This window comes from Martinezella sp. CNPSo 3795, assembly GCF_057784475.1.
The window spans coordinates 59,827-84,284 of the sequence record NZ_JBXSOQ010000018.1 but is presented as its reverse complement, the minus strand read 5'-3'; the positions used below and the strand labels follow the sequence as shown (position 1 = coordinate 84,284).

The following is a 24,458-nucleotide window of genomic DNA, read 5'->3' as shown; positions in this document are numbered from 1 at the left end:
CTCCGGGTTTACGCTGGTAACGCGGGGTGGAGCAGCCCGGTAGCTCGTCAGGCTCATAACCTGAAGGCCGCAGGTTCAAATCCTGCCCCCGCAACCAATATTCCCTCTCAAAGGCCCGCCTAACGCGGGCTTTTTGCGTCTTGCCAACGCCTCATGCCTCCAAACCAACAGCAAGCCCTCGCAACAACCCAAACAATGCAACACGGAACCAAGCGTTCTCAATCACCAAGGTCAGCTATCGCAGGCCCAAAACATAAGCGAGCGTTTATAGATCTGCGTTGTAGCGCTTTCGCCGGGATAGGCGACGGCTGCTCAGTCAACGGACTCGCTCAGCGGTGATGATCCATGCGCGGGAGTCGAAGAGCACGCCTTCGCAGGTCATGTGCGCTTCCAGCAAATTACGCAGCCGCTGCAGTGGTTGGTCGGGTGCCTCGTTGGTGTGCATGAGTGCGTCCTTGACCATATAGAGGCCGGCAAGGGCATCGAGGGCGGCCTCGACATTTGCTCCATAAAACACTGGTTCCTTCACCTCGGTGAAGTCGATCGAGGTGAAGCCGGCAGCGCTTAGCAGCTCTTTGGCTATGGTGGGATTGCCAAGCGAGAACGGCTTGCCGGCATTTTCTGGAATTGCGCTTCCCGGAACCAGCGCATGCCTGATGGCGCCAGACCATTCGTTGCGCTCCTGGCTTTGCCATACCATCCAGGCGATGCGTCCACCCGGGCGGATTGCTTGGGCGATGTTGGCGAATGCCACCGGCGGATCGGCAAAGAACATAACGCCGAACCGGCTGATGCATAGGTCGAAGCCGGCTGCTGGAAAGTCGTGGTTTTGAGCGTCACCCAGCTCGAAGCTGACGTTGCGCAACCCCGCCTCAGCGCTACGCTGGCGGGCAATCTCTAGCATCTCGGCGGAAGTGTCCACGCCGACCGCGCTGCCTTGTGTTGCGGCAAGAGCTGCTTCGCGGGTAGTCTGCCCAGCGCCGCAGCCGATATCGAGTACACGGTCATGCGGCCGAACGCCGGCGGCGGCTCGCAAATGCCGGTTATGCCGTGATAGTTCAGCGTCGTAAAAATCAGCACATTGCAGCACTACAAGCCTCCCCTGTCTCGCCTCGATCTCCATCGGGCGCAGTTCTTGCAAGATCTTCCAACAGCTCCAACGGCATTATTCCCACGCAATTCCGAATGGAAAACTGCTGAGCGCTTTTCTGGAACTGCTCTGACGGACGTCGATGACCGTGTTGCAGCTTCCTCATAAACTGATTGCATAATAAGATCAGTTATGCAATATCAATCCAGTTGCGATTTGCAATCGGATGGATTCTGTCATGGAAGAAACGAGATCATTCATCGCCACCGAGACGTCAATCGAGGTCAAGGGAGCGAAACTTCAGACCCAGGCTTTCGGTGATCCCTCCAGCCCGCCCATCATATTGATCATGGGGATGATGGCTTCGATGCTGTGGTGGCCGGACAGGTTCTGCGAGGCGCTTGCCGCCCGTCAACGCTATGTGATCCGATATGACCAGCGCGATACAGGTCTCTCGACACATTATCCGCAAGGCGAGCCCCTTTATTCGTTCAGCGACCTTGCCGACGATGCCATCGCCATTCTCGACGGCTATGGATTGGAAACAGCGCATGTGGTGGGCATGTCGATGGGCGGCGTCGTTGCGCAGGAAGTCTCGTTGCGCCACCCTCGACGTGTTCGGACGCTCACGCTGATCAGCACATCACCGCTCGGCGTCGAGGGCTTGCCTTCCTCGACAAAGGCCTATCAAGAGCATTCCAGGTCTGCCGAAGCAATCGACTGGTCGAACCTCAAGGCCATTGCCGATTTTTTGCGTCGCGATACGGCCATGCTTGCCGGCACCCGGCACCCGCATGATCATGACGCTGCAAATGCCCTGATCGCCCGTGACATGGCCCGGGCACCGTCATTTGCGAGTGCTACGAACCATTTCACGCTCGTGAGCGAGGAAAGGCCCGAAAGACTTCAAGCTTCCGATATCAAGCTGCCGGTGCTTGCGATCCATGGCACGGCCGATCCGCTGTTTCCTGTAGGACACGGCGAGGCCTTCACCAAGGTCGTGCGAGATGCCCGGCTGCACCGGGTCGAGGGTGGAGGGCACGAAATCCACGAGCGCGATATTGACGAGATTGCGCAGGCCATCATCGATCACACGACCTGACAGGCGTCCGGCCCGACAGACGACCGGAAAGCAAGGCATGACCTCGCTTTCCGGTCTGTTGGAGATCAGCTTCTCGGCTTCAGGTTCTCTGCGTCGTAGAGCGGTTTGTAGCCGACGCCGGCGACTTCGACCGGGTAGGTCTCGCCGAAATATTCGACCTTCAGCTTGCGGCCTTCCTGGGCATAGGACCAGGGGAGATAGGCGAGCGCAATGTTCTTGCCGATGGTCGGGCCGTAGGCGATCGAGGTGGTGAAGGAGCGGCGGCCGAGCTCGTCGACCAGGGTTTCGCCGGTTTCGGGATCCATGACTGGCAGGATGCCGACGGGGTAGCGGGCCACGCCGTTGGAGTCGATATTGTCGGTCATCACAAGCGTGCAGAGCATGGCCGGCTGATGCTCGCGGGCGCGGTATTCGAGGTGCTTCGCCTTGCCGCGGAAATCGGCCTCCTTGACCTTCGGGCGGGCGAGATCGGCTTCGAGAAGATTATATTCCGTCAGCAGGTCGGCATTCTGCAGGCGCAGGCTCTTTTCCATGCGGCGGCTGTTGGCATAGGTCTCGACGCCGACGGCAATGGCGCCGGTCGAACGCAGCGCATCCCAGACCGCCAGCGCATCACCATAGGCCATGTGCAGTTCCCAGCCCTGTTCGCCGACATAGGAGATGCGGAATGCGGTGACGTTCTTGCCGGCAATGCGGATCTGCCTGATCGCGGCGAAGGGGAAGTTTTCGTGCGAAAGGCTTTCCGGGTTTTCGACGACCTTCTGCAGGTTGGTGCGGGCATTCGGTCCCCAGATACCGATCGTGACATAGCGTTCGGTGACGTCGGTGATGGTGACGTCAAAGCCCTTGTCCTCGGCAACGCGGCGCATGTAGTGGAAATCGCGCGGGCCGGCATCGGCGCCGTCGATCAGGCGGCAACGGTCGGCCATGCGGATGACGGTAAAATCGGCCCGCACCATGCCCTCGTCGTCGAGGAAGTGGGTGTAGATGCCCTTGCCGATATTGGCATCGCCACCGATCTTGGCCGCACAGAGCCATTCCAGCAGCTCGACATGATCGGGGCCCTCGATGTCGTACATTGCGAAATGCGAGAGGTTGATGATGCCGCAATCTTCGCTGAGCGCCAGATGCTCGGCATTGGAGACGCGCCAGAAATGGCGGTTATCCCATTCGTTTTCGCGCACGGGGATGCGATCGCCATATTTTTCCAGCAGGTGCTCGTTGGCGGCATAGCCATGCGCACGCTCCCAGCCGCCCAGCTCCATGAAATAGCCGCCAAGCTCCTTTTCCCGCTCATAGAAGGGCGAGCGGCGGATGTTGCGGCCGGTCGCGTAGGGCTCGCGCGGATGGACGGCGGGATTGTAGATCTTCTGCGCGGCCTCGGTGCAGCGGCCTTCGATGAATTTCTCTTCCAGCATATGCGGGTAGAAGCGGGAATAATCGATCCTGTTGTGATCGATCGGCGTGCGGCCATCGGTCATCCAGTCGGCGACCAGTTTGCCGAAGCCCGGGCCGTCCTTCACCCAGATGGCGACGCAATACCAGAGGCCGCGGACCTTCTGGCTTTCGCCGACGGATGGGCCGCCATCGGTCGTGACCTGCAGGAGGCCGTTGAAGGAATGGCCCTCATTGTAGCCGAGTTCGCCGAGGATCGGCGTCAGCTCCATGGCGCGTTCGAGCGGCTCGATGATCTGCTCCATATCGAGATCGCGCTGCGAGGGAGAAAGACGGGCCTCGTGCTTCTCGAGGAGATCACGCGGGTGGCAGAGGCGCGGGTTCTTCTCTTCGTAATAGCCCCATTCGATCTGGCCGCCTTCGGCGGTCTTCGGGTCGCCGGTGTCGCGCATATAGGCGGAGTTGCCCTGGTCGCGCATCAGCGGGAAGCCGATTTCCTTGCCGGTATTGGCAAACTCGTTGTAGGGGCCGAAGAAGGTCAGCGGATGGTCGACCGGCATGACCGGCAGGTCCTCGCCGACCATTTCGGCGATCAGGCGGCCCCAGAGACCGGCGCAGACGATCACATATTCGGCTTCGATCGTGCCGCGATGGGTGACGACGCCGCTGATGCGGCCATCCTTAACGATCAGTGACTGGGCCGGCGTATTGGCGAAGGATTGCAGCTTACCGCTCTTCTCGCCCTGGTCGATCAGCTTGCCGGCAACGGTCTGCGAACGGGGAATGACGAGGCCGGCATCCGGGTCCCACATGCCGCCCTGAACCATGCTTTCCTCGATCAGCGGGAATTTTTCCTTGATCTCGGCAGGCTCGATCAGGCGGGCGCGCGTGCCGAAGGCCTTGCCCGAGGTCACTTTGCGCTTGATTTCAGCCATGCGGTCATCATCGCCGACGCGGGCGACTTCCAGGCCGCCGACGCGGGCATAGTGGCCGAGCTTATCGTAGAAATCGATGGAATAGAGGGTCGTCCAGCAGGAAAGGAAATCATGGCTCGTCGTATAGCAGAAGTCGGAGGCATGCGCTGTCGAGCCGATATCTGTCGGGATGCCTGATTTGTCGATGCCGACAATATCGTCCCAGCCGCGCTCGATCAGATGGTGGGCGATCGATGCGCCGACGATACCGCCGAGACCGATGATGACGACCTTCGCCTTTTGAGGAAATACTGCCATTGCGTGCGACCCTGATTGATATTGAATACGGATTTTATGACGTGTGCGGCGGCGACCAGAGCCTGTCTACGACATATTGAAGATGCTTGCACGACGACCGTCATGCTGTCCCGTCCGGAATGGTTGGGTTTATTGGCGACATATGATCAGGAGAACTGTCGCAAAGGCGACTTTGTGACAACCGGAGAGTTGCTGCCGCATTATTGCGGAATCGACTGCATCATGATCTCGCGGCGCAAGACCGGGCCTTCCTCGCCGAAATAGGTGGTCAGCAGCTTGGCGAAATCATCCGACTGGTAGATCTCGGTTAGCGTTTGATCAACGAGCAGGCGGAAGGCGGAGTCATCCTGCCGGAGGGCGATGCCATAAGGCTCATGTGTGAAGAGACGGTTGCCGATGGCGAGTGTGGACGGATTGCGGGCATGAGAAGCGAGATCGAAGAGCAGGGCGCGATCGGCAAAATAGGCATCGATCTTGTGGTTTTCGAGCGCGACCAGGCCGTCCTGATGCGTAGCGAAATCGGCGATCCGCGTCTTCGGCACGTCGGAGCCCAGCGCTTCGCGCAGGGTCGCGCCTGTCGTCGTGTCGGCGCGAACGCCGATCGTGCTCGTTGCGGGGGCGGGCTTGGCGGAGACTTGCGCCAGCCGCTTGTCGAGGAACAAAGCCATCAGATAATCGGGCGAATCCTTGCGCAGCAGGGCGCTTGCGCCGGTGATGAAGATCGGCTGCGAGAAGTCGACGCTTTGACGTCGTCCGAGATTGATGGTGATGGCGCCGCAGAGAAGGTCGACCTGACCACTTTTGACTGCATCGAAGCCATCGGCAAGCGTGGTTTCGACATAGTCCCGCTTCAGATTGGCGACCTTGGTACCGACAGCATCGGCGATCTTGTTGCAAAGATCGATGGCATATCCCGTTGGGTTGCCATCCTTCTTCTTAAAGGAGAAGGGTTCTTCGTCGCTGATATAGCCGATGCGGATCGTGCCCTTTTGCGCGATAGTGTCGAGTGTCTGTGCGGCCACCGCCGTATAGGCAGATATGCCTAGGAGAATGCCTGCCAGAACCAGTCGTCTCATGCAGTTTGCCGGCATGATCCCGATCTCCAAAAGAAAAATGGGCAATCGCAAGGGCTTAGGCGCAGATTATGGGCTGGCAGGTTTTTGTCAACGATGGATTGTTCCCGATGGTTAGCGATCGAGCAGGAGTGGCGCAAGGCTCTCGCTCGATTACAAGGCCTATCTGGAGAAGGCGTGACGATCCGCCCACTCGGAAATCGCTGACGCGATGGCCTCCGGCTGATCTTCCGGCGCATTGTGCCTGGCCGGCCCGCAATTCCTGATCTCGAGGCCGGCTATGTTCTCCCGGCACCAGGCGGTCATCACCTCGCCGATCAGCAATGTCTCTGCCGGTCCTTCGAAGGTCAGCAGCAGCTTCGGGACATCAGCGCTTTCTGCCAGCCAGGCGTCATAGGCTTCGATGCGCATGATCACGTCGGCCGGTTCTCCTTCGATTGGCATCGAGCGGGGCCAGGCGAGCAGCGGCCGTCGGCTGTCGCGCGTCAGATAGGGTGCCGCGTAGACGGTATGATCCTCTTCGCTGAGGCCGTTGAGAACGGTAACCTTCAATGCCTGCTCGATGAAGAAATTCTCGTCCAGCACTTTGGTCTCACCGATACCAGGCGACCGGAGAGCTTCAAAGCGAGGACGCGCGCCCGGAAAATCGTCCCAGGTCATCGGCCGGACGATCGTTTCCATGAAGGCGATGCCGCGCACACGCTCTGGATGGCGAGCTGCCCAATCGAAGCCGAGCGCGCCGCCCCAATCGTGGCCGACGAGCACGACATCGTTCAGCGCCAGGGCGTCGAACCAGGCGTCGAGATAGCGGGCGTGATCGTGGAAGCTGTAGGTAATATCCGGTTTGCCGGAGCGGCCCATGCCGATGAGGTCAGGCGCCAGACGACGGCCCGACGTGGTGACGCCAGGCGACACATTTCGCCAGAGGTAAGATGAGGTGGGATTACCATGTAGGAAGACGAAAGGCGTTCCCGTTCCCGTGTCCTGATAGAAAATGGTTGAATCCAGCACGTTAAGCGAGGGCATGTGGATATCCTTTCCTTGGTAAGAATGGTAAGGTACCTGTCTATCTACCATAATAGTCAGGCGCCTGTCTATATTCATGAAAGAACCTATTTCCCCCCATCTGTCGCTGGGCCTGCTTTTGCGGCTCGTTCATCAGCATTATGCGCAAGCTGTCGATGCCGCGCTGGAGGAGGCCGGCTTTCGTGACATCCGCCCGCCGCATTCCAACGTCTTCACCTTCGCGCGTCCGGAAGGCATCCAGGTGAGCGAACTCACCAAGCTCGCCCATGTGCGCAAGCAGACGATGACCCAGGCGGTGGAGGAGCTGGAGCGCCTGGGTTATGTCGAACGGCAACCGGATCCGAACGACCGGCGTGCGCGGCTGGTGTTTCTGACCGAGCGCGGCAAGGGTGTGCGGCCGGTCGCCATGGCCGCCGGCAAGATGGTGGAGCAGCGTTGGTCCGACATGGCCGGTTCGGGCGAAATCGAAGTGATCAGGCAGGGATTGCAAAATCTGCTGGAGACGCTGCGTGGTGGCGAAAAAGGTAGCGAACAGCCGTCCGACGATGCCGGCGCCTAAAGCAATTGCGGGAAAAGTGCGCAGCGGTTTTCCGTCCGGGATTGCGTGAAAACAAAGGGATAGAGCGGCTCAGAGATTCCGTGGAAAACTGAACCGCTCTAGCGGCTCCCTGTCGCTCGCCGTGATCTGGGCGGGCAGCGCATCACGAAGAGTTTCGGTGCCCTGTCGGAATTTATGGCCTATCTCTCTTCCACCACCGTCAATCCAAGAGGACGTCGATGCAGGAGAGGAACTCGATCAGAAAAACAAGCGGCAGGGTTGGCAAGACAAGCTTTGCATTCGGTGCGGGTTTTGCAATCCTATGCATAGGCTTCAGTTCTGCGCTGGCCTCGCCGGCAGCCGCCCAGACGATCATCGATGACTGGCAGAAGGTGAAGCCGCCGGCGGCGCCGGAGCTGAAGGAGGTTACCGTCGATCCGAAGACGACGGCGCTTCTGATCCTTGATTTCAATGGCGCACAGGACCCGACCAAAGGGCCGTGCAATGCAAAAATCAAGCCGCGTTGTCTGGCGTCCGTCCCCAAGGTCAAAACTCTGCTCGATCAGGCGCGCGCCAAGGAGATGCTCGTCGTCTTCAGTCTGGCCGGCGCTGGCGAGGCGCAGGATATCGCAACGGCGCTGGCGCCTCTGGCGAGCGAACCGATCGTCAAATCCGGCCCGGACAAGTTTATCGGCACCAACCTGCGCAGCATTCTTTCCGACAAAGGCATGAAGACCGTCATCGTCACGGGTACGGCCTCTGAGGGCGCGGTGCTCGATACGGCAACGGATGCCGCATTGAATGGTATGAATATCGTGCTGCCCGTCGACGGCATGTCATCGACAGAGCTCTATGGCGAGCAATATGTGGCCTGGCACATGGTCAATGCGCCCGGCGTCTCCCAGAAGACGACGCTGACCAGCATCGACAGGATCAAGTTCTGATCTCTGGATCGGATAGCGGCATCCCGCTCGTGATGCCAACGGGATGCCGTCATCGATCGATTACACCAGGGCTTCCTCGAACAGGTTCAGCAGCCGCTTCCAATGCCTTTCGGCGCCGGTCTCGTCATAGACGCCATGATCCGGCACGGTCCATCCATGCGCCATTCCGACATAGTTTTCGATGGTGTGATCGACGCCGCCAGTGCGGAGCGCCTCGGCAAGACGCGCCGATTGTTCCGGCGGAAAGCTGTTGTCGACGCCGGCGACACCGATATAGGCGCGCGCCTTGATATTGGCGGCGAGCCGGTGCGGGCTGTCTTCCGCGTCGCTCGCAAGATTGCCGCCGTGGAAGCTTGCGGCTGCCGCGATGCGATCGGGATAAGAGGCAGCGGCAGTCAGCGCGCGGCCCCCGCCCATGCAATAGCCTACAACGCCGGCCGCGCCTTTGGCTCCGGCAGCTGAGAGAGCGTCGAGGAAGGTGGCACTATCGACTTTGGTCATTTCCTGCGTCGTGCCGCGCAGCATCGTCATGATCGTTTCACGGGAGGCCGGATTGCCAAAGGCACCGCCGTCGAAGGGGCCATAGGCGCCGAAGCGATAGAAGAGATCGGGAAGCAGCACGATATAGCCGGCATCAGCCAGCCGCTGCGCCATGCCATCGAGCGCCGCGCGCGGACCCATGGCATCCATATAGAGTATCACGCCATGCTCGGCTGACGCGCCATTCTCGGGGCGGAATATGGCGGCTTTGGCGGTGCCGTCGGCCGTCTTGATTTCGATATCCTGTTTCATCGTCGTTTCCCTTGCGATCTCATTATGGGCTGATGTCCCCGCGGCACATACCACTTTGGCAAACGATATATAGACCCTCAAGATCATGGTTCTTCGAAAAGGCTGAGACCATCAATCAACATCTCTTGAGTTTCGGCGCTTGTCGTCTGTGACATAGTATCGCCAGTAATGACGTCTATGCGACGATCCCCTTGGAGGATGTGATTTCATGTCTTTTCGCCAGATGGTTCCCGGCCTGGCGCTGGCCCTTTCGCTGCTATCGGCAACAGCGTCCGCCGCTCCGCCCGAGCAAGGTCATGGCACGCCTGCAAGCGCCGGTGGCGTGCTCTCGCTCCTGCCGCCTGATGCGGTGAGCGATCATGTGCTGAATGCCGATGGCAAGACCATTCCCTACACGGCGACAGCCGGAACGCTCGATCTTTTCGGCCAGGATGGTCAGCGCAGTGCCGCGATCTTCTACACTGCCTATGTCGCCAAGAACCGCGATACGAGCCGCCCCGTGACCTTCGTGTTCAATGGCGGGCCGGGCGCGGCTTCGGCCTTCCTCAATCTCGGGCTCGTCGGCCCACGCATCGTCGATTTCGGCGCGGACGGGCGCGATGGCGCCCATGCCAAGCTGGTCGACAATCCGCAAAGCTGGCTCGAATTTACCGATCTCGTGCTGATCGATCCGATCGGTACCGGTTGGAGCCGCACTGCCAAGCCCGATGATCAGAATGATTTCTATAGCGTCGACAGCGATGCCGAAAGCCTTGCCAAGGCGATTGCCCTCTACGTCGCCCATAACAGCCGGGCGGCATCGCCGAAATATATTCTCGGGGAGAGCTATGGCGGATTTCGTTCGATTAAGGTTGCCAACAGCCTGCGCGAGGATCAGGGCATTCTGATTTCCGGCGTCGTGATGCTGTCGCCCCTGCTGGAGGGCCGGTTTGTCTTTGGCGGCGGTGAGGATGCGCTTGGCGCAGCCTTGCAACTGCCGTCGCTGGCGGCGGCCGAGCTGGAACGGCAAAATGCCTTCAGCGAGAAGGCGGTTCAGGATGCCGAGGCGTTTGCCCTAAACGAATATCTGCCAATTCTTGCAGGGCGTCCGCCCTCGGGAGATGCCGGCCAAGCCTTCTACGGGCGCGTGGCGAAGCTGACCGGCATACAGCAGGATGTCGTCGCCAAGAACCAGGGCTTTCTCGGCGGGGTCTATCGCAAGCATTCCGATGGCGATGGGGCGGATGTGGCGAGCGCTTATGATGCTTCCTTCCTGGCGCCCGACCCCTATCCGCAGTCGGAGGCCGAGCATGGCGGCGATCCGGTTCTGGATGGCTTCGTCCGCGCCTATGGTGGTGCCTTTTCCGGCTATGCCCGTGACGAGTTGGGCTTCCATACCGACATGACCTACACACTGCTGTCCTCATCCGTGAACAGGGAATGGAAATGGGGTGGGCGCAATGGCGGCTCACGCGGGACCGCCGGTGTTGGCGACGATCTCAAGGAGCTGCTGTCGCTCTCGCCATCATTCCGGGTGATGATTGGGCAGGGTTACAGCGATCTCGTCATTCCCTTCGGCGTGAACAAATATGTGCTCGACCATATGCCACCCGCTTTTGCGGATCGCATGGAGATGAAGCTCTATCGCGGCGGCCATATGTTCTACACGCGGCCAGCGTCGCGCGAGCAGTTCACGGGCGATGCCAAGTCGTTTTATACGGGGCAGGTCAAGGCGGTGCCGACACCGCAATCGAACTGACCGCCATGCGGGGCTCTACCTGGAATGCGGCGGCGTTGGCTGGCCTTCATCTGTTTCTCGCAACCATGGCCTTGATGGTTTCAAAGAGTTCGTCCTTTGCCTGCTGCGGGCTGATATCCCCCGTCGTCGCGGCATAGGACAGGGCTTCGGCCGCACCCAGCATCGCCCAGAGGCCTGCCGATGCAATGGAACCGGTAGTAGCGAAGGGAGCAAGCAACGCACGGCACTTCTCGAGGAAGGCCGTTTCATATTCGCGCTTGATTTTTTCAAGCTCCGGCGAGCCCGCGAGCGCGGCGATAATGCCGGGTATTTCGCGCCCCTGCAGCAGCACGCAATCGACATAGGAGGCCGCTATCACCTCCGCCCGACCTGCCAGTGTCGGGGTACTTGCATCAAGCGCCTTGTCCATCACCTCCGTCTGCCTGATATCGAACTCGCGATAGAGCGCAGCCAGCAGGCCGGAACGGGTCGCGAAGTGGTCGTAGACCACAGGTTTCGTCACGCCGGCACGCTCAGAAAGCCGGCCCAATGTCAGGGCTTCCGTTCCCTCTTCGCCGATGATTTGCCAGGCAACCTGAATGAGCTGCCGGTAGCGCTCCTCCCGCGTCAGCCGGCTGCGGGACTCCGGTTTCTTTGTCTGCATGCTTGACATCGCTATATACCAAAAGTAACTTACTAAAAGTATATAAAACTGAGCCGCCGCTCACAATGTGTCAGCAGGAGTTTTTCACATGCACGCGCTTATCGTCGTCTCCAATCCGAATTCGGCTTCGGCTTCTTTCAGCCACTGCGTCGCGGCCAAAGTCGCCGAGGGTGTAACGGCTTCGGGCGCTACATTCGAAATCGCGGATCTTACGGCGGAAGGTTTTGATCCGAGGTTCAGCGCTGCCGATATCGCAGCCCATCTCAGAGAAGGTCCATCGCCCGAGGATGTCGTTGCCGAGCAGGCGCGGATCGATCGTGCGGATGCACTGGTACTCGTCTATCCCGTCTATTGGTGGTCCATGCCCGGACTTCTCAAGGGATGGATCGACCGGGTGTTCAGCAATGGCTGGGCCTATGACGACATACCGGGTAACGGAACGATCAAAAGGTTAGGCCATCTCCGCGTCCATCTGATCGCCATCGGCGGTGCGACCATGCGCACCTATGCGCGCCACGGCTATTTCGGCGCCATGAGGACGCAGATCGATCATGGAATTTTCGGTTATTGCGGCGCTCCCGTCGCGACCTCCGAATTGTTGCTGACGGAGACGCAGGATATGAGTTCCCATCTCGACACCGCCCGCGCCATCGGGCGAAATCTCTTTGCTGTTTCGCGATCGACGAAGGCAGCGGACGCGGCCTAATCGTGCTGCTGCAGTTGAAAGAGATGCTTGATGCGCGAGCTTAGCGAGGTCACGTGAGTGCCATGGCCGAGCATATCGGCATTGGCGAAGAGATGCTGCTCCGCCTCGATGCGTTTTGCTAGAATGGCGCCGAGCTCTTCGGCAAGGGTCGGCCGATCGTGCAATAGCGGCGCCAGACATTCCTCGCCGATTTCGTAGGTGACGACGAAGGTCAGGGCGCGAACCGTCCCGACTTCACCCGACCCCATCAGCAGCCCGTTCTCCCCGAAATAATCCCCTGGCGCAAGGCGCGTCAGCTCGATCTGGCGATGTCCTTCGCGGCGGGTGATGCTGACGACGCCCGAGCGGACGATCGTGAGTGCCCTCATGCGGGCATCCTGTTCGGCGATGACGGCATCCTTGCGATAGGTCCGGCGCTGCATATGTGACGCCAGATGTTCCTTTTCATCCTCGGTCAGCGAAGAGAACAGGGGGATATTGCTGACCAATCGCCAGGGCGTTCCGGGTGCATGTTGCTTCTCGTCGGCCGCCTCGGGTTTTTGCTCCATCGGAAGCATGATCGTGCCGGGGGGATCGGCGAATTTCAAGTTTGCCGCCTTGGCGTGACGAAATAGCAGATCATAGATCTCGTTCTTCGCGGCTTGGGTCAGCGACATGTCGCGCACGCGAAAAGACAGCTGCAGTTCGATCGCTTGCCCATCGATGGAATTGATGGCGACATTGGGTTCCGGGTTCTTCTGGATCGAATTGCAGCTGATCAAGACGTTCTGCATCACATCCGCGATGATGCGCGGTAGAGTGGTGGGCTGAATCCGAACGGTGACGGTGGCGCCATGGCTCTCATCGGGCGCGGAAAGATTGGTCAGCCGCGTCTTGGCAAGGATACTGTTCGGAATGACGACCAGATCGTTGGTGCCGCTCAGCAATTGCGTGGCGCGCCAATTGGTTTCGACGACGCGGCCCTGGACATCATTTTCGAGCACGATCCAGTCGCCGACGGAGTAGGGGCGGCCGAGATTGAGAGCGATGCCGGAGAAGACGTCGCTCAGGGTGCTCTGCAAGGCAAGGCCGAGAATGATGGCGAAGACGCCCGATGTCGCGATCAAGGTGCCGATGGGCACACTGAAAACATCGCCGACGATGGAGAGAATGGCCCCGAGATAGATGACACCGACGATCAGATCCTGCAGCAGCCGGCCTTCGCGGGGCTTGCGCTCGAAAATCAGGAACAGCCGCACGCAGGCGATCAGTACCCAGGCACCATTGACCCACCAGACGATCTTGGCAAAGCCCGTGAAGGTGCGCAGCGTCACCGAGTCCTGTGGCGGGCTCGGCTCATAGGGCACGATGCCGTGATAGAACAAAAGTGCGGTCAGGCAGACGAAAAAGGCGACCTGACCGATCAGGCGGCCGGCCCGCTGACGACGCAGCATGACGCGGCTGACGAACGTGCCGACGACAACCAGAATGAAGAACTGGACGATCGGATCGCCAAGAAGTGCAATGGACATGGGGACTTGGTCGCACTCGGTCTTTCGGATGGGCGCTAAATTGGCACGAAAGAGGCCGCAGCGCCATATCTGGAAAAAGTATGATTAATTGACGCAGACGCCTTGATCTCAGGACTTGTACCTTGATAATTAGATGACGATTATCATCTTATATCTGTCATCCCGTCCTGCTATCTGCTCTCGCAGCGCCACCTAGCGCTCCGACATCGTTAAGGAATACCCATGACACAGTCTTTCGAGATTCGCGGCGATCTGCTGATCGGCTCAGATTCTACCGGCGGCAACAGAACCGTGCGTGCCATCAACCCGGCAACCGGCGCAAGCCTGGAGCCGGCTTTTGCGATCGCCGGCGAGAGCGACGTTGCCAAAGCGTGCGAACTGGCGGCGCAGGCATTTGACGTTTACCGTGCGACCAGCCCCGAGCAGCGCGCAGTATTCCTCGAAAAGATTGCCGACAATATCATGGAAATCGGCGATGCACTGATTGAGCGGGCGACGGAAGAGACCGGCCTGCCGGTGGCGCGTCTGCAGGGTGAGCGCGCCCGCACCGTCGGCCAGTTGCGGCTCTTCGCACAGGTGGTCCGTGCCGGCGAGTGGCTCGATCTGCGCGTCGATCCGGCCTTGCCGGAGCGCAAGCCGCTGCCTCGGCCGGACCTGCGCCTGCGCCAGATCCCGCTTGGCCCGGTCGCCGTTTTCGGCGCCAGCAATTTCCCGCTCGCCTTCTCGGTTGCCGGTGGTGATACGGCTTCGGCTCTTGCCGCCGGTTGCCCCGTCGTCGTCAAGGGCCATCTTGCCCATCCGGGGACGGGCGAGCTTGTCGGCCGCGCCATTCGCGCCGCCGTCGCCGCTTGTGGTCTGCCGGAAGGCACATTCTCGCTGCTGACCGGCGCCAACGAGACGGGTGCGGCGCTGGTGCGCGATCCCCGCATCAAGGCAGTCGGCTTCACCGGCTCGCGCGGCGGCGGTCTGGCGCTTGGCGCCATTGCCGCTGCCCGGCCGGAACCTATCCCGGTCTATGCCGAGATGAGCAGCGTCAATCCCGTCTTCCTCTTCCCGGCAGCACTTGCCGCGCGCGCCGAGGCGATCGGCACAGGTTTCATCGATTCCCTGACACTCGGTGCCGGTCAGTTCTGCACCAATCCTGGTCTGCTTTTCGCGATCGAAAGCCCCGATCTCGACCGCTTCGTCCAGGCCGCCGGCGATGCGCTGAGCGGCCGTGCGCCCGCACCGATGCTGACACCAGGCATTCACGCCGCCTTCGACAAGGGCGTTGCGGCATTGGCAGAACATGAGGCTGTCAAGACCGTCGCTCACGGTGCCCCGACCGAAGGCGTCAACCGGAGCCCGGGCATCTTCTTCGAGACAGAAGCGGAGGAGTTCCTCGCCGACGAGCGTCTGGGCCACGAAGTTTTCGGCGCAGCAAGCCTTCTCGTGCGTTGCAAAGACGTCGATCAGATGATCGCCGTTGCGGAAAAGCTCGAGGGCCAGCTGACCGCGACGCTGCAGGTCGAAGCGGAAGATTATGCGACGGCCGCCAAGCTGGTGCCGGTGCTGGAGCGCAAGGCTGGGCGCATCCTCGCCAATGGCTGGCCGACCGGTGTCGAAGTCTCCCATGCCATGGTGCATGGCGGGCCTTTCCCGGCGACCTCGGACAGCCGCACGACCTCGGTCGGCACGCTCGCCATCCGCCGCTTCCTGCGCCCGGTCTCCTATCAGGATCTGCCAGAAGGATTGCTGCCGGCTGAGCTGTGTGACGATGGAGTAAAGTCGCTGCCGCATCTGCTGGATGGCGTGCGCAAGTAACTGATCAGAGCCTCATCCGCCCTCGCCCTTCGAGGGGTCCTTCGGACCCTCCTCAGGGTGAGGGCTACTCTCTTCCACCAAACGCACCAAATAAAAATAGCTTCAGCATCATTGCTTCAGGCGAGCGGCTTGTTCCGCCCTCATCCTGAGGCGGGAGCGACTGAGCTTGGCGAAGGAGTGCCCCTCGAAGGACGAGGGTCGGCCCCAAAGCGCCACGCTAGGCACACAAAGCATATTCCAACCTCAAATCTCCGCGTAAACAATCCCTGTGAACGAGCCGGCATGATGCAGCAGTTCTCGCTCGCCCGAACCATCGAGGCTGGCGGAATAGAGATTGCCGCCGATGTCCGTGAAGAACATGCGGTTGTTGGGGAGATCGAGCGAAAGGCCGATGCCTTCGTCCAGGCCCTCGAGGACGACTTCGGAGGTTGCGGCGATATCGTTCATCGCTGCGCGGTTGACGGTATTGCCGCGGGGGAGATTGCCACGGTCGGTCCAGTAGATCGTGCGGGTGGCGAGATCCAGTTCTAGGTCGATCGGTTCCGGCAGTTTGTCGAGCAGGGTTTCGATGTCGCTGCGGCTTGTTGCGGTTTCGCCGGCGGGAATATTGATGCCGGCACGGAAGATGCGGCCGAGACCGGCATCCGGCGGTCCTTTCTGGGTCCAATAGATCTGCCCGAGTGGCAGATCGAGGGCAATGCCGACGCACCAGCGTTCAATATCGGCACTATCTTCCGGGCTGTCGCCGTTCTGCACAAGGGTTTCGATATCGCTGCCGTCGATATTGGCGCGCATGACGCGCATGCCTTCGCGGTCGCACCAATAGAGCTTGCCGTTGTCGCGGTCGAGCTGGATCTGCTTCGGCGTGACGAGCGTGCTGCCCGGCGGGATCAGCGTGATGTGGTTGCCGCCGTCGAGGTCCATGCGCTCAATGGAGCCATCATGGGCGTTGTAGTCGTTGCCCATCTCCGTCCAGTAGATCCAGCCGTTCTCGCTGTCGACGAGAATGCCGTCTGGGCTGCGGCCCTGCCGCTGGACGATGAGCTTCAAATCGGTGCCGTCGATGGCGGAGGAGAGGATTCGTCCGTCGTTGATATCGAGGAAAAACAGTCTTTCGATCTTGTCGGTGGTGGAGGCAGGCGTCCGTGCTTCTGACATGAGAGCATCCTTTCGAGGGGCGGATCTGCGGATCACAGCGCGGCAATCATGGCATCGGTTGATGACAGCATCATTGGCGGCTGCGAGCGGGACGAGCATCTGCTGCGCTGCAGCAAAGATCAAGGGCCGGATTGTCGCGGTGCGCGCGGAGGGCTGTCAAATAAGTGTCATCGGCCTGATATAAATCCCCGACATTCCCTTAGGGCTGCAGCAGTCGAGAGCTGACACCGAAGCCGGAGGTGATTGATATCATGTCGACGCTCCAGCAGGTCGCCTTTCGCGCCGGTTGTTCCGTTGCGACCGCCAGCCGGGTGATGAATCGCACCGGTCCGGTCAGCGACGAGATGGTACGGCGCGTGCGCCGGGCGGCGGCAGAGCTTGGCTATCGCGCCGGCAGTCGCAGCGCCAATGGCCGGCCGGCGATCGGCGTGCTCATTCCCAGCATCACCAATCCGGTTTTCGCAGCTTCGCTCTCGAGTATCCAGAACCGAGCCCTTCACGCGGGGCATAGTGTGTTGATCGCGCAATCGAACTACGATCCAGCACAGGAGGTCGATGCCGTCGCCTCGCTGCTCCAACAGCAGCCGACTGGGTTGATCCTCACGCTCTGCGATCCCGAACGCAGTCTGGTCCTGTCATCCGCCCTCCCGCCGACCGTGCTGCTCGGAAATCTTCCGACCAGCCGCTTCACAGCTGCGGTCGCGACCGATAATTTCGGTGCAGGCCGGGACCTGACCGAGCACCTCCTGCAAAGGGGGCACCGCCGTATCCTGTTCATATCAGGCCACTTCGCGGCATCGGATCGAGCCAAGCTACGCTATCTCGGCTATATCAGGGCGATGGAGGCGGCGGGGCAACAGCCTCTCGATGCCTTGGAGATTTCCTTCGTGAATAGTCTGGAACAGCTCGATCTTTCGGATGCCGTTTCCCGGTTCGGTCCGACGGCGATCATTGCCTCCAACGATCTTCTGGCGCTCGGCGTCATGGGCGCGCTCCGGCGTCAGGGTCTTTCGATCCCGCGCGATATTTCCGTCGCCGGCTTCGACGGGATTTCCCTCGGTTTTCTGGGTGAGGTGTCCCTGACGACGGTGGAAATTCCGGATGGAACCATGGGTGCCGCTGCCGCCTCGCTGCTGCTCGATATGGCTGAGAATGCCGCGCCGCCGCGTCATCTGACCGTGCCCTATCGGCTGCGTTCCGGCGGAACGGTGCGCAATCTCCCCCTCCAATCCTGACATACCTTTGCATATGAAAACGCCGCCTCTCGTTAAGAGGCGGCGCGGATGTTTCAGATGGGTTCGAAAGATCAGCTGCGTGGCAGCAGGCCCTCGACGTCGGAAGCGGCGTCGTCGAGCGCTTCCTTCGGCTCTGCCGAGCCATCGACGATGCGCGAGAGGTTGTCGACGATAGTCTGCGTGACCTTGACGCCGTTGGAGCCCGGGAAGGCGTACCAGGGAACCATGATCGACATCTGGCTGAGGCCGGCCTGGAACAGCGGGTTCTTCTTGTAGAAGTCGCCGAGATATTCGGCCGACTTGGCAGCAAGCTCATTGTTCGGAACATAGCCGGTACCGGGAACGACGACAGAGGCGCCATAGGGGCCAGCGGCAAACTTGGCGAATTTCCAGGCAGCTTCTTCCTTGACCGGATCATGGGTCAGGATGACGACGGCGTTGCCGCCCGTCGGCAGGCGGCCGTTGACCGGGTCGATCAGCGGCAGCTTGGCGGTGCGCAGGTCGAACTTGGCGCCGACATTCTTGATGGTGTTGACGAGAGCACCGGTCGTCTGGAATTCGAAGCCGACCTTGCCGGCTGCAAAGGCCTGTTCGCCGGCAGCCTTGGTGAAGACCGGCATGCCGCCTTCCTTGACGAAGCGCTGGATCAGTTCGACGGCCTTCTGGCCCTCGGGACCGTTGAAGGCGACCTTCGTCTCGTCGTCGCTCAGCATCTTGCCGCCGGCGCCGAAGAGGAGGGCGGAGAACATCCAGTCGTCACCCTGCCAGCGGAAGTCCATGCCGTCGACGCCATTGCCGAGCGCCTTGATCTTGCCGGCAAGCGCGATGACCTCGTCCCAGGTCTTCGGCGGGTTGTCCGGGTTGCCGCCGGCAGCCTTCACCAGGTCGGCGTTGTAATACATGATCGGGTTGGACGTCGCGAAGGCGAGGCCGACCTGCTTGCCCTTGACCTGGGCGAGCTTCAGGATCGTGTCCGAAAAGCCTTGCTCGGCCATATTGCCCTCTTTCTTGACGAGGGGACCGAGGTCGACGGCGACATTGCGCTCGTCGATCATGCGCAGGCGGTTGAGGCCGATGAAGGTGACATCGGGCATCTCGCTGGTGCCGGCCTGGCGCAGGATGGTCTGGATGCCTTCCTCATAGGTGGCCGAAGGAGCGGCGAACTGGATCTTGATGTCGGGATTTTCTTCCATGAACTTCTTCGAGATCGTGTCCATCACGTTCTTGAAGAAGCCCGGCATGGGATAGTGAACCGTCAGGGTTGTTTCGGCGTAGGCCGGGACCGACACGACCATCGAAATGACCGCGGCGGCGAGAATCTGGGTGATATGCTTCATCGCTCGTTCTCCGTTTTCGAATTTCGAACCGGTCAGCCTTTGAGACCGGTCATGGTGATGCCCTCGACGAAACGCTTCTGTGCCAGAAGGAATGCCGCGACGAGGGGAAGGGTGATGATGAGGGTTGCAGCCATCAGCGCGCCGTAGTCGTCGCCGGCTTCGGCGGCGCGGAAATACATGAGACCCAGCGGCGGCGTGAAATATTCCTGCTTGGTGATGACGATCAGCGGCCAGTAGAGATCGTTCCAGTGCGCGACCACCGAAAAGATCGCGAAAGCCGTGACTGCCGGCCAGGCATTCGGCACGATGACGCGGGCGACGATGCCGATTTCAGACATGCCATCGAGGCGGGCGGCATGGATCAGATCGTCAGGCATGGCGCGGAAGAACTGCAGGAACATGAAGATCGCGAAGACCGAGATCGAGAAGGGTGCGACCAGGGCGGCATAGCTGTTCAGCAGCGACAGGCTGTTGAAGCCGACATAGAGCGGCAGCGCCGTCGCATGGATCGGGATCAGCAGCCCGAGCATGACCAGCACCATCATGGTGCGTGCGGCCGGGAATTTCAGCTTCGCCATGGCATAGGCGCAGGGGATGGCGATCAGCACCTGGAAGAAGAAGATCAGGCCGCAGACCAGGACGCCGTTGAACAGCAGCGTGCCCATCGAAACCTTGCTCAGCGCCTTCGCGATATTCTCGACGTAATAGAAATGCGTCGGGATCAGCTTCAGCGCCGAGGTGAAGATATCGTCCTGCGCCTTGCCGGCGGTCGAGATCATGAAGATGTAGGGCGCCAGGAAGATGAGCGAACCAAGGATCAGGATCGCGAGGCGCAGGATGCGGCCGGGAGTGAAGCCTGTCGAGGTCATGTGTAATGCACCTGCCGGTCTTGGACGCGATATTGCAGGAAGGTCAGCACCACGAGGATGGCGAGGAAGACCGTGGTCATCGCCGAGGCGTAGCCGACGCGCAGATAGACGAAGCCTTCCTGGTAGATGGTGAAGAGCAGGACCTCGGAGGCATGGTTCGGACCGCCGTCGGTCAGGGCCTTTACGGTGTCGAAGACCTTCACCGCATTGATGATGCTGATTGTGGTCACAAACAGCGTCGTCGGTCCGAGCATCGGCCAGGTGACGAGCCAAAAGCGGTCGAAGGACGATTTCGCACCATCGACTTCGGCTGCGGCGTAGAGTTCTCGCGGGATGGCGGTGAGGCCTGCGAGAAACAGCACCATGTTGAAGCCGACCGATTGCCAGACGCCGATGATCGACAGGCTGTAGAGCGCGGTCGCCGAGGCGCCGAGCCAGTTCGGGCCACGCACGCCGATCTCGCCGAGCAGCGCGTTGATCGGGCCGATCGTCGGGTGGAAGAGATATTGCCAAACGGTCGCCATCGCGACGATCAGCGAGGCGACGGGAAGGAAGTAGGCCGTGCGGAAGAAGCTGCGGCCGATGCCTTCGCTCTCGATCAGCAGCGCGACGCCGAGGCCGAGCACGATCGAGACGGGTGCCACGATGGCGGTATAGGTCGCCGTATTCCAGAGCGATTTCTGGAAGGCGCGGTCGCGAAGCAGATGCGCGTAGTTCTCAAAAGCCACGAAACGCAGGCTCTTGTCGCCGAGCTGGAAATCCGTGAAGCCGAGTACGACGACGGCGACGATCGGCACGATGATGAAGAGCACGATCAGGATGATGGCGGGCAGGGCGAAGAGCAGCGCAGTTCGGGCTTCGCTGCGTTCGCGTGCCGCGGCCGTCCTCATCGGTACGGATGTGGCGGCAATGCTAGCCATGCGCCTTCTCCCGTGTGGCGTCGACGGTCGTTGGGCTCGCGCGCAGGCGGCGGCCATCTTCGGCGAAGACCATGGCCTGTTCGGCTGCAAGCGTCAGCGCAACCGGCATGCCGGCGGATAGGCCTGCAACTTCTGCCGGTGCGAGCTTGACGACCATGGTTTCGCCGATGGCGTCGAGCTTGGCATAGAGGATGACTTCGGAGCCGAGGAATTCCATGCGCTCGATATGGGCGGCGAGCGCATCCTGGCGGTCCTGGGAGAGCTGCACGAATTCCGGGCGAATGCCGAGGGTCACATTCCTGCCGGCAAAGCTGCTGTCGTCGAGCGCCAGCCGGATGCCACCGAAGGCGACGGTGCCGTTTTCGGCGAGCGCCGGCAGCAGATTGATGCGCGGCTGCCCGACAAAACGGGCGACTTCCACATGGGCCGGGTCGTCATAGATCGTCTGGGGAGAGGCGAGCTGCAGCAGCTGGCCGCCGATCATGACGGCGACGCGGTCGGCCATCGACAGCGCCTCGGCCTGGTCATGCGTGACGTAGACAGTCGGCACGCCCGCGCGGCGGTGCAGATCGACGATCTCGCCGCGGGCATGGACACGCAAATTGGCATCGAGATTGGAAAGCGGCTCGTCCATGAGGAAGACGGCGGGACGGCGGACCATGGCGCGGGCCAGCGCCACGCGCTGGCGCTGGCCGCCCGACATCTGGCCCGGCTTGCGGTCGAGCAGGTGATCGATCTTCAGCGAGACGGCCATGTCGCGGACATCGCGGATGATGCCGGCGCGAGCTGCGCGCTGGCCGGGGATGAGCGAGCCGATGAAGGGCAGGCGCTGGACGCGCGACAGGCGGCGCATGGCGAGCGGCACGGCGATGTTTTCCGAGGCTGTCAGATGCGGATAGAGCGCGTAGGACTGAAAGACCATGGCGATGTTGCGGTCTGCTGCCGCTACGCCGGAAACGTCGCTACCGCCGAGGATGATTTCGCCGTTGTCGGCATGGTGGAGGCCGGCGAGGATGCGCAAGAGCGTGCTCTTGCCGCAGCCCGAGGGGCCGACGAGGGCGATGAATTCGCCGGGCTGGACGTCGAGATCGACGCCCTTGAGGATGGCGTTGCCGCCGAAGGATTTGGCGATGCCGCGAAGCGAAAGCGCACTCATTCGGTCGGCTCCTTTGCCTTGGGGGCGGCCTGCGGATAGACTTCCATGACGACATCATCGAGGAAGTAGGCAGTCATGCCGGGTACGGCGACGAGCTCCGTCGAGACCGTTTCGCCAAGTTCATGGATCGCTGCGCCGATCAGCCGTTCGCCGGGCATTTCGCGCTCCATCTTGTCGAGGATGAAGGCGCCGGGCGGCGCCCAGACTAGGTTGGTGTCGTTGAAGCGGCCTCCCCAGCTCCAGTGCAGGTGGCCACTGCCGAAGAGAGCCACGTCATGGGCTGCGATCAGATCGTAGAGCCTGCGGCGCTGGGCCGGGCGTACGCTCCAGTAGGCGGTATCGCCCTCATCGGGCGTATCCACGAAGAGCGGCTTGTGGGCAAAGAGGGCAATGCGACGCTCGCCACGGCTTTCGAGCATCTCCTGCAGCCAGTCGAACTGCTTCTGCTCCTCGGCATCCTCGAAGCCCATCAGCAGGCTGTTGAGGCCGATCAGCCGCCAGTTGCCGACATCCTTCGCCCAATAATCCGGGCCGACGAGGCGGCGCCAGCGGTCCAGCCGTTCGGGATTGACGGGCTGATAGGAGCCGGGCAGGTGGCCGACATCGTGGTTGCCGGGGACGATGAGCATTGGCACGGAGACCTGCCGCATCATCTCCATGGAGAAGACGAGATCTTCATCCCTATCGGCGCCGTCAACGCTGAGATCGCCGGTATGAACGACGAGATCGGCGCCGCTTGCCTCGATCCATTTCGCCAGCGGCTCCCAATTGCCGTTGAAATGTGGCTTGTTGGGGCTCAAATGGGTGTCGGTGATCTGGATGATCTTCACGGCGCTTCTCCGAGGTCTTCAGAATGGTGCGCCTGCGGAAGGGATTGCCTTCAAATGGGCGCGTCTATGCGCTCTCTTTAGAAGGCGTCCATGTCAGTCAGGTAACAGGTCTTTTCAGCTGTTTTTCAGTTTTGTCATATCGCCGTCAAACGGCGCCGGTGTTCGCTTCGTGCCAAATGGAAGCACTGTACGCGGCGATGTCGGTGCTATAGATCCTTGCGAAAGGGGTCCGCTATGTCAGACGAAGAGAGCCGCATCACCAAACTCGAGGAGACGGTCGCCCATCAGGCCAAGACGATCGAGGAGCTGTCCGACCAGATTGCCGAGCAATGGAAGGTCGTCGAACAGACCAGGCAGAAGCTTGACCGGCTGACCGAACGGTTTTTGACGCTGGAGGAACAATCGCTCGAAGCGCCGGCCATTACCAAGCCGCCGCATTATTGAATCAGGTCACAGCGTCATTCACGTTTCGGTGTTACACGCGGGCGTGTGTAACAAAAGAGCCTGTCTTCCCGTATTTCTTTGTGACCGGAGCATTTGCATCGCGGTCGAGAGGAAATCACCATGAAGATTTTATCGACGGACATGATCCGATTCCGTTCAGCACGCTTTGTTCGTTTCGCCGGCCTGACGGCGGCAGTGTTGCTTGGCGGCGTTGCGTTGCAATTTGTCGGCCGTGCTTCGGCCGAGGACGCACGTGTCATTCCCGCGCCGAGCATGGACGAGAAGGCAGCCTCCGCCAACACGGAGACGGCGGTGCTTGCCGGCGGCTGCTTCTGGGGCGTGCAGGGCGTCTTCCAGCACGTCAATGGCGTCATCAGCGCGACGTCGGGCTATACCGGTGGCAGCAAGGATGCTGCGCATTATGAAATGGTGAGCGGTGGCGACACTGGCCATGCCGAATCCGTGCGCATCGTTTTCGATCCGCACAAGATCAGCTATGGCCATCTGCTGCAGATCTATTTCTCAGTGGCGCATGATCCGACGGAGCTGAACTATCAGGGGCCGGATACCGGGACGCAATATCGTTCGGCTATCTTCCCGACCAGCCAGTCACAGGCCGATATCGCCAAGGCCTATATCGATCAGCTCAACCATGCCAAGGTCTTCGACGCCATGATCGTCACCAAGATCGAGCCGGCGCGGCAATTCTATGCCGCCGAGAGCTATCATCAGGATTTTCTGACGACGCATCCGACGTATCCGTACATCGTCATCAACGATCTGCCGAAGATTAAGAACCTCGAGCATCTCTTTCCTAGGGATTATCGCCCCGACCCGGTTCTGGTGACCGCGAGCGTCGGCGCGAACTGACCGATAGCCGATGAGCTAACCGGCGAGCGATGCCCGCCGGTCACGG

22 protein-coding genes and 1 tRNA gene are annotated in these 24,458 nt (G+C 60.8%); 10 read left to right on the top strand and 13 right to left on the bottom strand.

Annotated elements, in window-relative coordinates; translation table 11 throughout:
• Window positions 1-20 precede the first annotated feature (20 nt).
• Window positions 21-97, top strand: a tRNA-Met gene (locus AC13QY_RS30400).
• A gap of 219 nt (window positions 98-316) precedes the next feature.
• Here the strand turns inward: AC13QY_RS30400 and AC13QY_RS30395 are convergent.
• Complete coding sequence (locus tag AC13QY_RS30395; protein WP_488494402.1) at window positions 317-1,123, bottom strand: class I SAM-dependent methyltransferase; 807 nt, start codon at window positions 1,121-1,123, stop codon at window positions 317-319.
• 205 nt (window positions 1,124-1,328) lie between these two features.
• Between AC13QY_RS30395 and AC13QY_RS30390 the strand changes: the two genes are divergently transcribed.
• Entirely contained in the window at window positions 1,329-2,192 is an 864-nt protein-coding gene (locus AC13QY_RS30390) for an alpha/beta fold hydrolase (protein WP_488494401.1), read from the top strand.
• A 65-nt stretch (window positions 2,193-2,257) separates the two neighbouring features.
• On the opposite strand, the gene AC13QY_RS30385 is transcribed toward AC13QY_RS30390, so the two are convergent.
• The 3 genes from AC13QY_RS30385 to AC13QY_RS30375 form a co-directional block, all read right to left on the bottom strand.
• A complete protein-coding gene (locus AC13QY_RS30385) occupies window positions 2,258-4,819 on the bottom strand; it encodes a GcvT family protein (RefSeq protein ID WP_488494400.1) in 2,562 nt (853 codons plus the stop codon).
• A gap of 200 nt (window positions 4,820-5,019) precedes the next feature.
• On the bottom strand, window positions 5,020-5,910 hold the full coding sequence (locus tag AC13QY_RS30380) for an amino acid ABC transporter substrate-binding protein (protein WP_488494399.1): 891 nt from the start codon (window positions 5,908-5,910) through the stop codon (window positions 5,020-5,022).
• A 144-nt stretch (window positions 5,911-6,054) separates the two neighbouring features.
• Window positions 6,055-6,918 carry a haloalkane dehalogenase gene (locus AC13QY_RS30375; protein WP_269245752.1) on the bottom strand — a complete coding sequence of 288 codons (864 nt, stop codon included), beginning with the start codon at window positions 6,916-6,918 and terminating at the stop codon, window positions 6,055-6,057.
• A gap of 76 nt (window positions 6,919-6,994) precedes the next feature.
• Between AC13QY_RS30375 and AC13QY_RS30370 the strand changes: the two genes are divergently transcribed.
• Together AC13QY_RS30370 and AC13QY_RS30365 are read left to right on the top strand one after the other, a co-directional pair.
• Window positions 6,995-7,477: a MarR family winged helix-turn-helix transcriptional regulator gene (locus AC13QY_RS30370; RefSeq protein ID WP_269245753.1), complete on the top strand. Its 483-nt coding sequence runs from the start codon at window positions 6,995-6,997 to the stop codon at window positions 7,475-7,477.
• Between the two features lie 218 nt (window positions 7,478-7,695).
• Window positions 7,696-8,400, top strand: a complete 705-nt coding sequence (locus AC13QY_RS30365; protein WP_269245754.1) for a cysteine hydrolase family protein — start codon at window positions 7,696-7,698, stop codon at window positions 8,398-8,400.
• A gap of 60 nt (window positions 8,401-8,460) precedes the next feature.
• Here AC13QY_RS30365 and AC13QY_RS30360 read toward each other — a convergent pair whose 3' ends face one another.
• Window positions 8,461-9,192 carry a dienelactone hydrolase family protein gene (locus AC13QY_RS30360; RefSeq protein WP_269245755.1) on the bottom strand — a complete coding sequence of 244 codons (732 nt, stop codon included), beginning with the start codon at window positions 9,190-9,192 and terminating at the stop codon, window positions 8,461-8,463.
• Window positions 9,193-9,400: 208 nt separating this feature from the next.
• Here AC13QY_RS30360 and AC13QY_RS30355 point away from each other — a divergent pair, with 208 nt between their 5' ends.
• Window positions 9,401-10,930: a S10 family peptidase gene (locus AC13QY_RS30355; protein ID WP_269245756.1), complete on the top strand. Its 1,530-nt coding sequence runs from the start codon at window positions 9,401-9,403 to the stop codon at window positions 10,928-10,930.
• Window positions 10,931-10,976: 46 nt separating this feature from the next.
• On the opposite strand, the gene AC13QY_RS30350 is transcribed toward AC13QY_RS30355, so the two are convergent.
• The gene (locus AC13QY_RS30350) at window positions 10,977-11,582 is read right to left on the bottom strand and encodes a TetR/AcrR family transcriptional regulator (protein ID WP_269245757.1); all 606 of its coding nucleotides are present in this window, start codon (window positions 11,580-11,582) and stop codon (window positions 10,977-10,979) included.
• Between the two features lie 79 nt (window positions 11,583-11,661).
• Here AC13QY_RS30350 and AC13QY_RS30345 point away from each other — a divergent pair, with 79 nt between their 5' ends.
• Window positions 11,662-12,279, top strand: a complete 618-nt coding sequence (locus AC13QY_RS30345) for an NAD(P)H-dependent oxidoreductase (protein ID WP_269245758.1) — start codon at window positions 11,662-11,664, stop codon at window positions 12,277-12,279.
• On the opposite strand, the gene AC13QY_RS30340 is transcribed toward AC13QY_RS30345, so the two are convergent.
• Window positions 12,276-13,790, bottom strand: a complete 1,515-nt coding sequence (locus AC13QY_RS30340; RefSeq protein WP_269245759.1) for a mechanosensitive ion channel family protein — start codon at window positions 13,788-13,790, stop codon at window positions 12,276-12,278. The genes AC13QY_RS30345 and AC13QY_RS30340 overlap by 4 nt on opposite strands.
• 222 nt (window positions 13,791-14,012) lie before the next feature.
• Between AC13QY_RS30340 and AC13QY_RS30335 the strand changes: the two genes are divergently transcribed.
• Complete coding sequence (locus AC13QY_RS30335; protein WP_269245760.1) at window positions 14,013-15,593, top strand: aldehyde dehydrogenase (NADP(+)); 1,581 nt, start codon at window positions 14,013-14,015, stop codon at window positions 15,591-15,593.
• A gap of 243 nt (window positions 15,594-15,836) precedes the next feature.
• Here AC13QY_RS30335 and AC13QY_RS30330 read toward each other — a convergent pair whose 3' ends face one another.
• Complete coding sequence (locus tag AC13QY_RS30330) at window positions 15,837-16,751, bottom strand: YncE family protein (protein WP_113389325.1); 915 nt, start codon at window positions 16,749-16,751, stop codon at window positions 15,837-15,839.
• 251 nt (window positions 16,752-17,002) lie between these two features.
• Here AC13QY_RS30330 and AC13QY_RS30325 point away from each other — a divergent pair, with 251 nt between their 5' ends.
• The gene (locus AC13QY_RS30325; RefSeq protein WP_269245761.1) at window positions 17,003-17,986 is read left to right on the top strand and encodes a LacI family DNA-binding transcriptional regulator; all 984 of its coding nucleotides are present in this window, start codon (window positions 17,003-17,005) and stop codon (window positions 17,984-17,986) included.
• A 71-nt stretch (window positions 17,987-18,057) separates the two neighbouring features.
• Here AC13QY_RS30325 and AC13QY_RS30320 read toward each other — a convergent pair whose 3' ends face one another.
• The 5 genes from AC13QY_RS30320 to AC13QY_RS30300 are packed head-to-tail and all read right to left on the bottom strand — an operon-like array spanning window position 18,058 to window position 23,098.
• Window positions 18,058-19,323, bottom strand: coding sequence for an ABC transporter substrate-binding protein (locus AC13QY_RS30320; RefSeq protein ID WP_145636584.1), 1,266 nt, complete (start codon window positions 19,321-19,323; stop codon window positions 18,058-18,060).
• Window positions 19,324-19,355: 32 nt separating this feature from the next.
• Window positions 19,356-20,192, bottom strand: a complete 837-nt coding sequence (locus AC13QY_RS30315) for a carbohydrate ABC transporter permease (RefSeq protein ID WP_113396080.1) — start codon at window positions 20,190-20,192, stop codon at window positions 19,356-19,358.
• Window positions 20,189-21,112 (bottom strand): carbohydrate ABC transporter permease, encoded by a 924-nt coding sequence (locus AC13QY_RS30310; RefSeq protein WP_269245762.1) that lies wholly within the window; start codon window positions 21,110-21,112, stop codon window positions 20,189-20,191. The genes AC13QY_RS30315 and AC13QY_RS30310 overlap by 4 nt, the downstream gene beginning before the upstream one ends.
• Window positions 21,105-22,268 carry an ABC transporter ATP-binding protein gene (locus AC13QY_RS30305; RefSeq protein ID WP_269245763.1) on the bottom strand — a complete coding sequence of 388 codons (1,164 nt, stop codon included), beginning with the start codon at window positions 22,266-22,268 and terminating at the stop codon, window positions 21,105-21,107. The genes AC13QY_RS30310 and AC13QY_RS30305 overlap by 8 nt, the downstream gene beginning before the upstream one ends.
• Window positions 22,265-23,098 carry a metallophosphoesterase family protein gene (locus tag AC13QY_RS30300; protein ID WP_488494398.1) on the bottom strand — a complete coding sequence of 278 codons (834 nt, stop codon included), beginning with the start codon at window positions 23,096-23,098 and terminating at the stop codon, window positions 22,265-22,267. Before AC13QY_RS30300 ends, AC13QY_RS30305 begins: the two co-directional genes overlap by 4 nt.
• Window positions 23,099-23,332: 234 nt before the next feature.
• Between AC13QY_RS30300 and AC13QY_RS30295 the strand changes: the two genes are divergently transcribed.
• Both AC13QY_RS30295 and msrA read left to right on the top strand, forming a co-directional pair.
• Window positions 23,333-23,542, top strand: a complete 210-nt coding sequence (locus AC13QY_RS30295; protein WP_069615920.1) for a SlyX family protein — start codon at window positions 23,333-23,335, stop codon at window positions 23,540-23,542.
• A gap of 120 nt (window positions 23,543-23,662) precedes the next feature.
• A complete protein-coding gene (gene msrA / locus AC13QY_RS30290) occupies window positions 23,663-24,412 on the top strand; it encodes a peptide-methionine (S)-S-oxide reductase MsrA (RefSeq protein WP_113389272.1) in 750 nt (249 codons plus the stop codon).
• Window positions 24,413-24,458 lie beyond the last annotated feature (46 nt).

Coding starts and splice junctions, on each gene's coding strand:
- AC13QY_RS30395 (WP_488494402.1), bottom strand. CDS start 1,123: ATGGAGATCGAGGCGAGACAGGGGAGGCTTGTAGTGCTGCAATGTGCT.
- AC13QY_RS30390 (WP_488494401.1), top strand. CDS start 1,329: ATGGAAGAAACGAGATCATTCATCGCCACCGAGACGTCAATCGAGGTC.
- AC13QY_RS30385 (WP_488494400.1), bottom strand. CDS start 4,819: ATGGCAGTATTTCCTCAAAAGGCGAAGGTCGTCATCATCGGTCTCGGC.
- AC13QY_RS30380 (WP_488494399.1), bottom strand. CDS start 5,910: ATGCCGGCAAACTGCATGAGACGACTGGTTCTGGCAGGCATTCTCCTA.
- AC13QY_RS30375 (WP_269245752.1), bottom strand. CDS start 6,918: ATGCCCTCGCTTAACGTGCTGGATTCAACCATTTTCTATCAGGACACG.
- AC13QY_RS30370 (WP_269245753.1), top strand. CDS start 6,995: ATGAAAGAACCTATTTCCCCCCATCTGTCGCTGGGCCTGCTTTTGCGG.
- AC13QY_RS30365 (WP_269245754.1), top strand. CDS start 7,696: ATGCAGGAGAGGAACTCGATCAGAAAAACAAGCGGCAGGGTTGGCAAG.
- AC13QY_RS30360 (WP_269245755.1), bottom strand. CDS start 9,192: ATGAAACAGGATATCGAAATCAAGACGGCCGACGGCACCGCCAAAGCC.
- AC13QY_RS30355 (WP_269245756.1), top strand. CDS start 9,401: ATGTCTTTTCGCCAGATGGTTCCCGGCCTGGCGCTGGCCCTTTCGCTG.
- AC13QY_RS30350 (WP_269245757.1), bottom strand. CDS start 11,582: ATGTCAAGCATGCAGACAAAGAAACCGGAGTCCCGCAGCCGGCTGACG.
- AC13QY_RS30345 (WP_269245758.1), top strand. CDS start 11,662: ATGCACGCGCTTATCGTCGTCTCCAATCCGAATTCGGCTTCGGCTTCT.
- AC13QY_RS30340 (WP_269245759.1), bottom strand. CDS start 13,790: ATGTCCATTGCACTTCTTGGCGATCCGATCGTCCAGTTCTTCATTCTG.
- AC13QY_RS30335 (WP_269245760.1), top strand. CDS start 14,013: ATGACACAGTCTTTCGAGATTCGCGGCGATCTGCTGATCGGCTCAGAT.
- AC13QY_RS30330 (WP_113389325.1), bottom strand. CDS start 16,751: ATGTCAGAAGCACGGACGCCTGCCTCCACCACCGACAAGATCGAAAGA.
- AC13QY_RS30325 (WP_269245761.1), top strand. CDS start 17,003: ATGTCGACGCTCCAGCAGGTCGCCTTTCGCGCCGGTTGTTCCGTTGCG.
- AC13QY_RS30320 (WP_145636584.1), bottom strand. CDS start 19,323: ATGAAGCATATCACCCAGATTCTCGCCGCCGCGGTCATTTCGATGGTC.
- AC13QY_RS30315 (WP_113396080.1), bottom strand. CDS start 20,192: ATGACCTCGACAGGCTTCACTCCCGGCCGCATCCTGCGCCTCGCGATC.
- AC13QY_RS30310 (WP_269245762.1), bottom strand. CDS start 21,112: ATGGCTAGCATTGCCGCCACATCCGTACCGATGAGGACGGCCGCGGCA.
- AC13QY_RS30305 (WP_269245763.1), bottom strand. CDS start 22,268: ATGAGTGCGCTTTCGCTTCGCGGCATCGCCAAATCCTTCGGCGGCAAC.
- AC13QY_RS30295 (WP_069615920.1), top strand. CDS start 23,333: ATGTCAGACGAAGAGAGCCGCATCACCAAACTCGAGGAGACGGTCGCC.
- msrA (WP_113389272.1), top strand. CDS start 23,663: ATGAAGATTTTATCGACGGACATGATCCGATTCCGTTCAGCACGCTTT.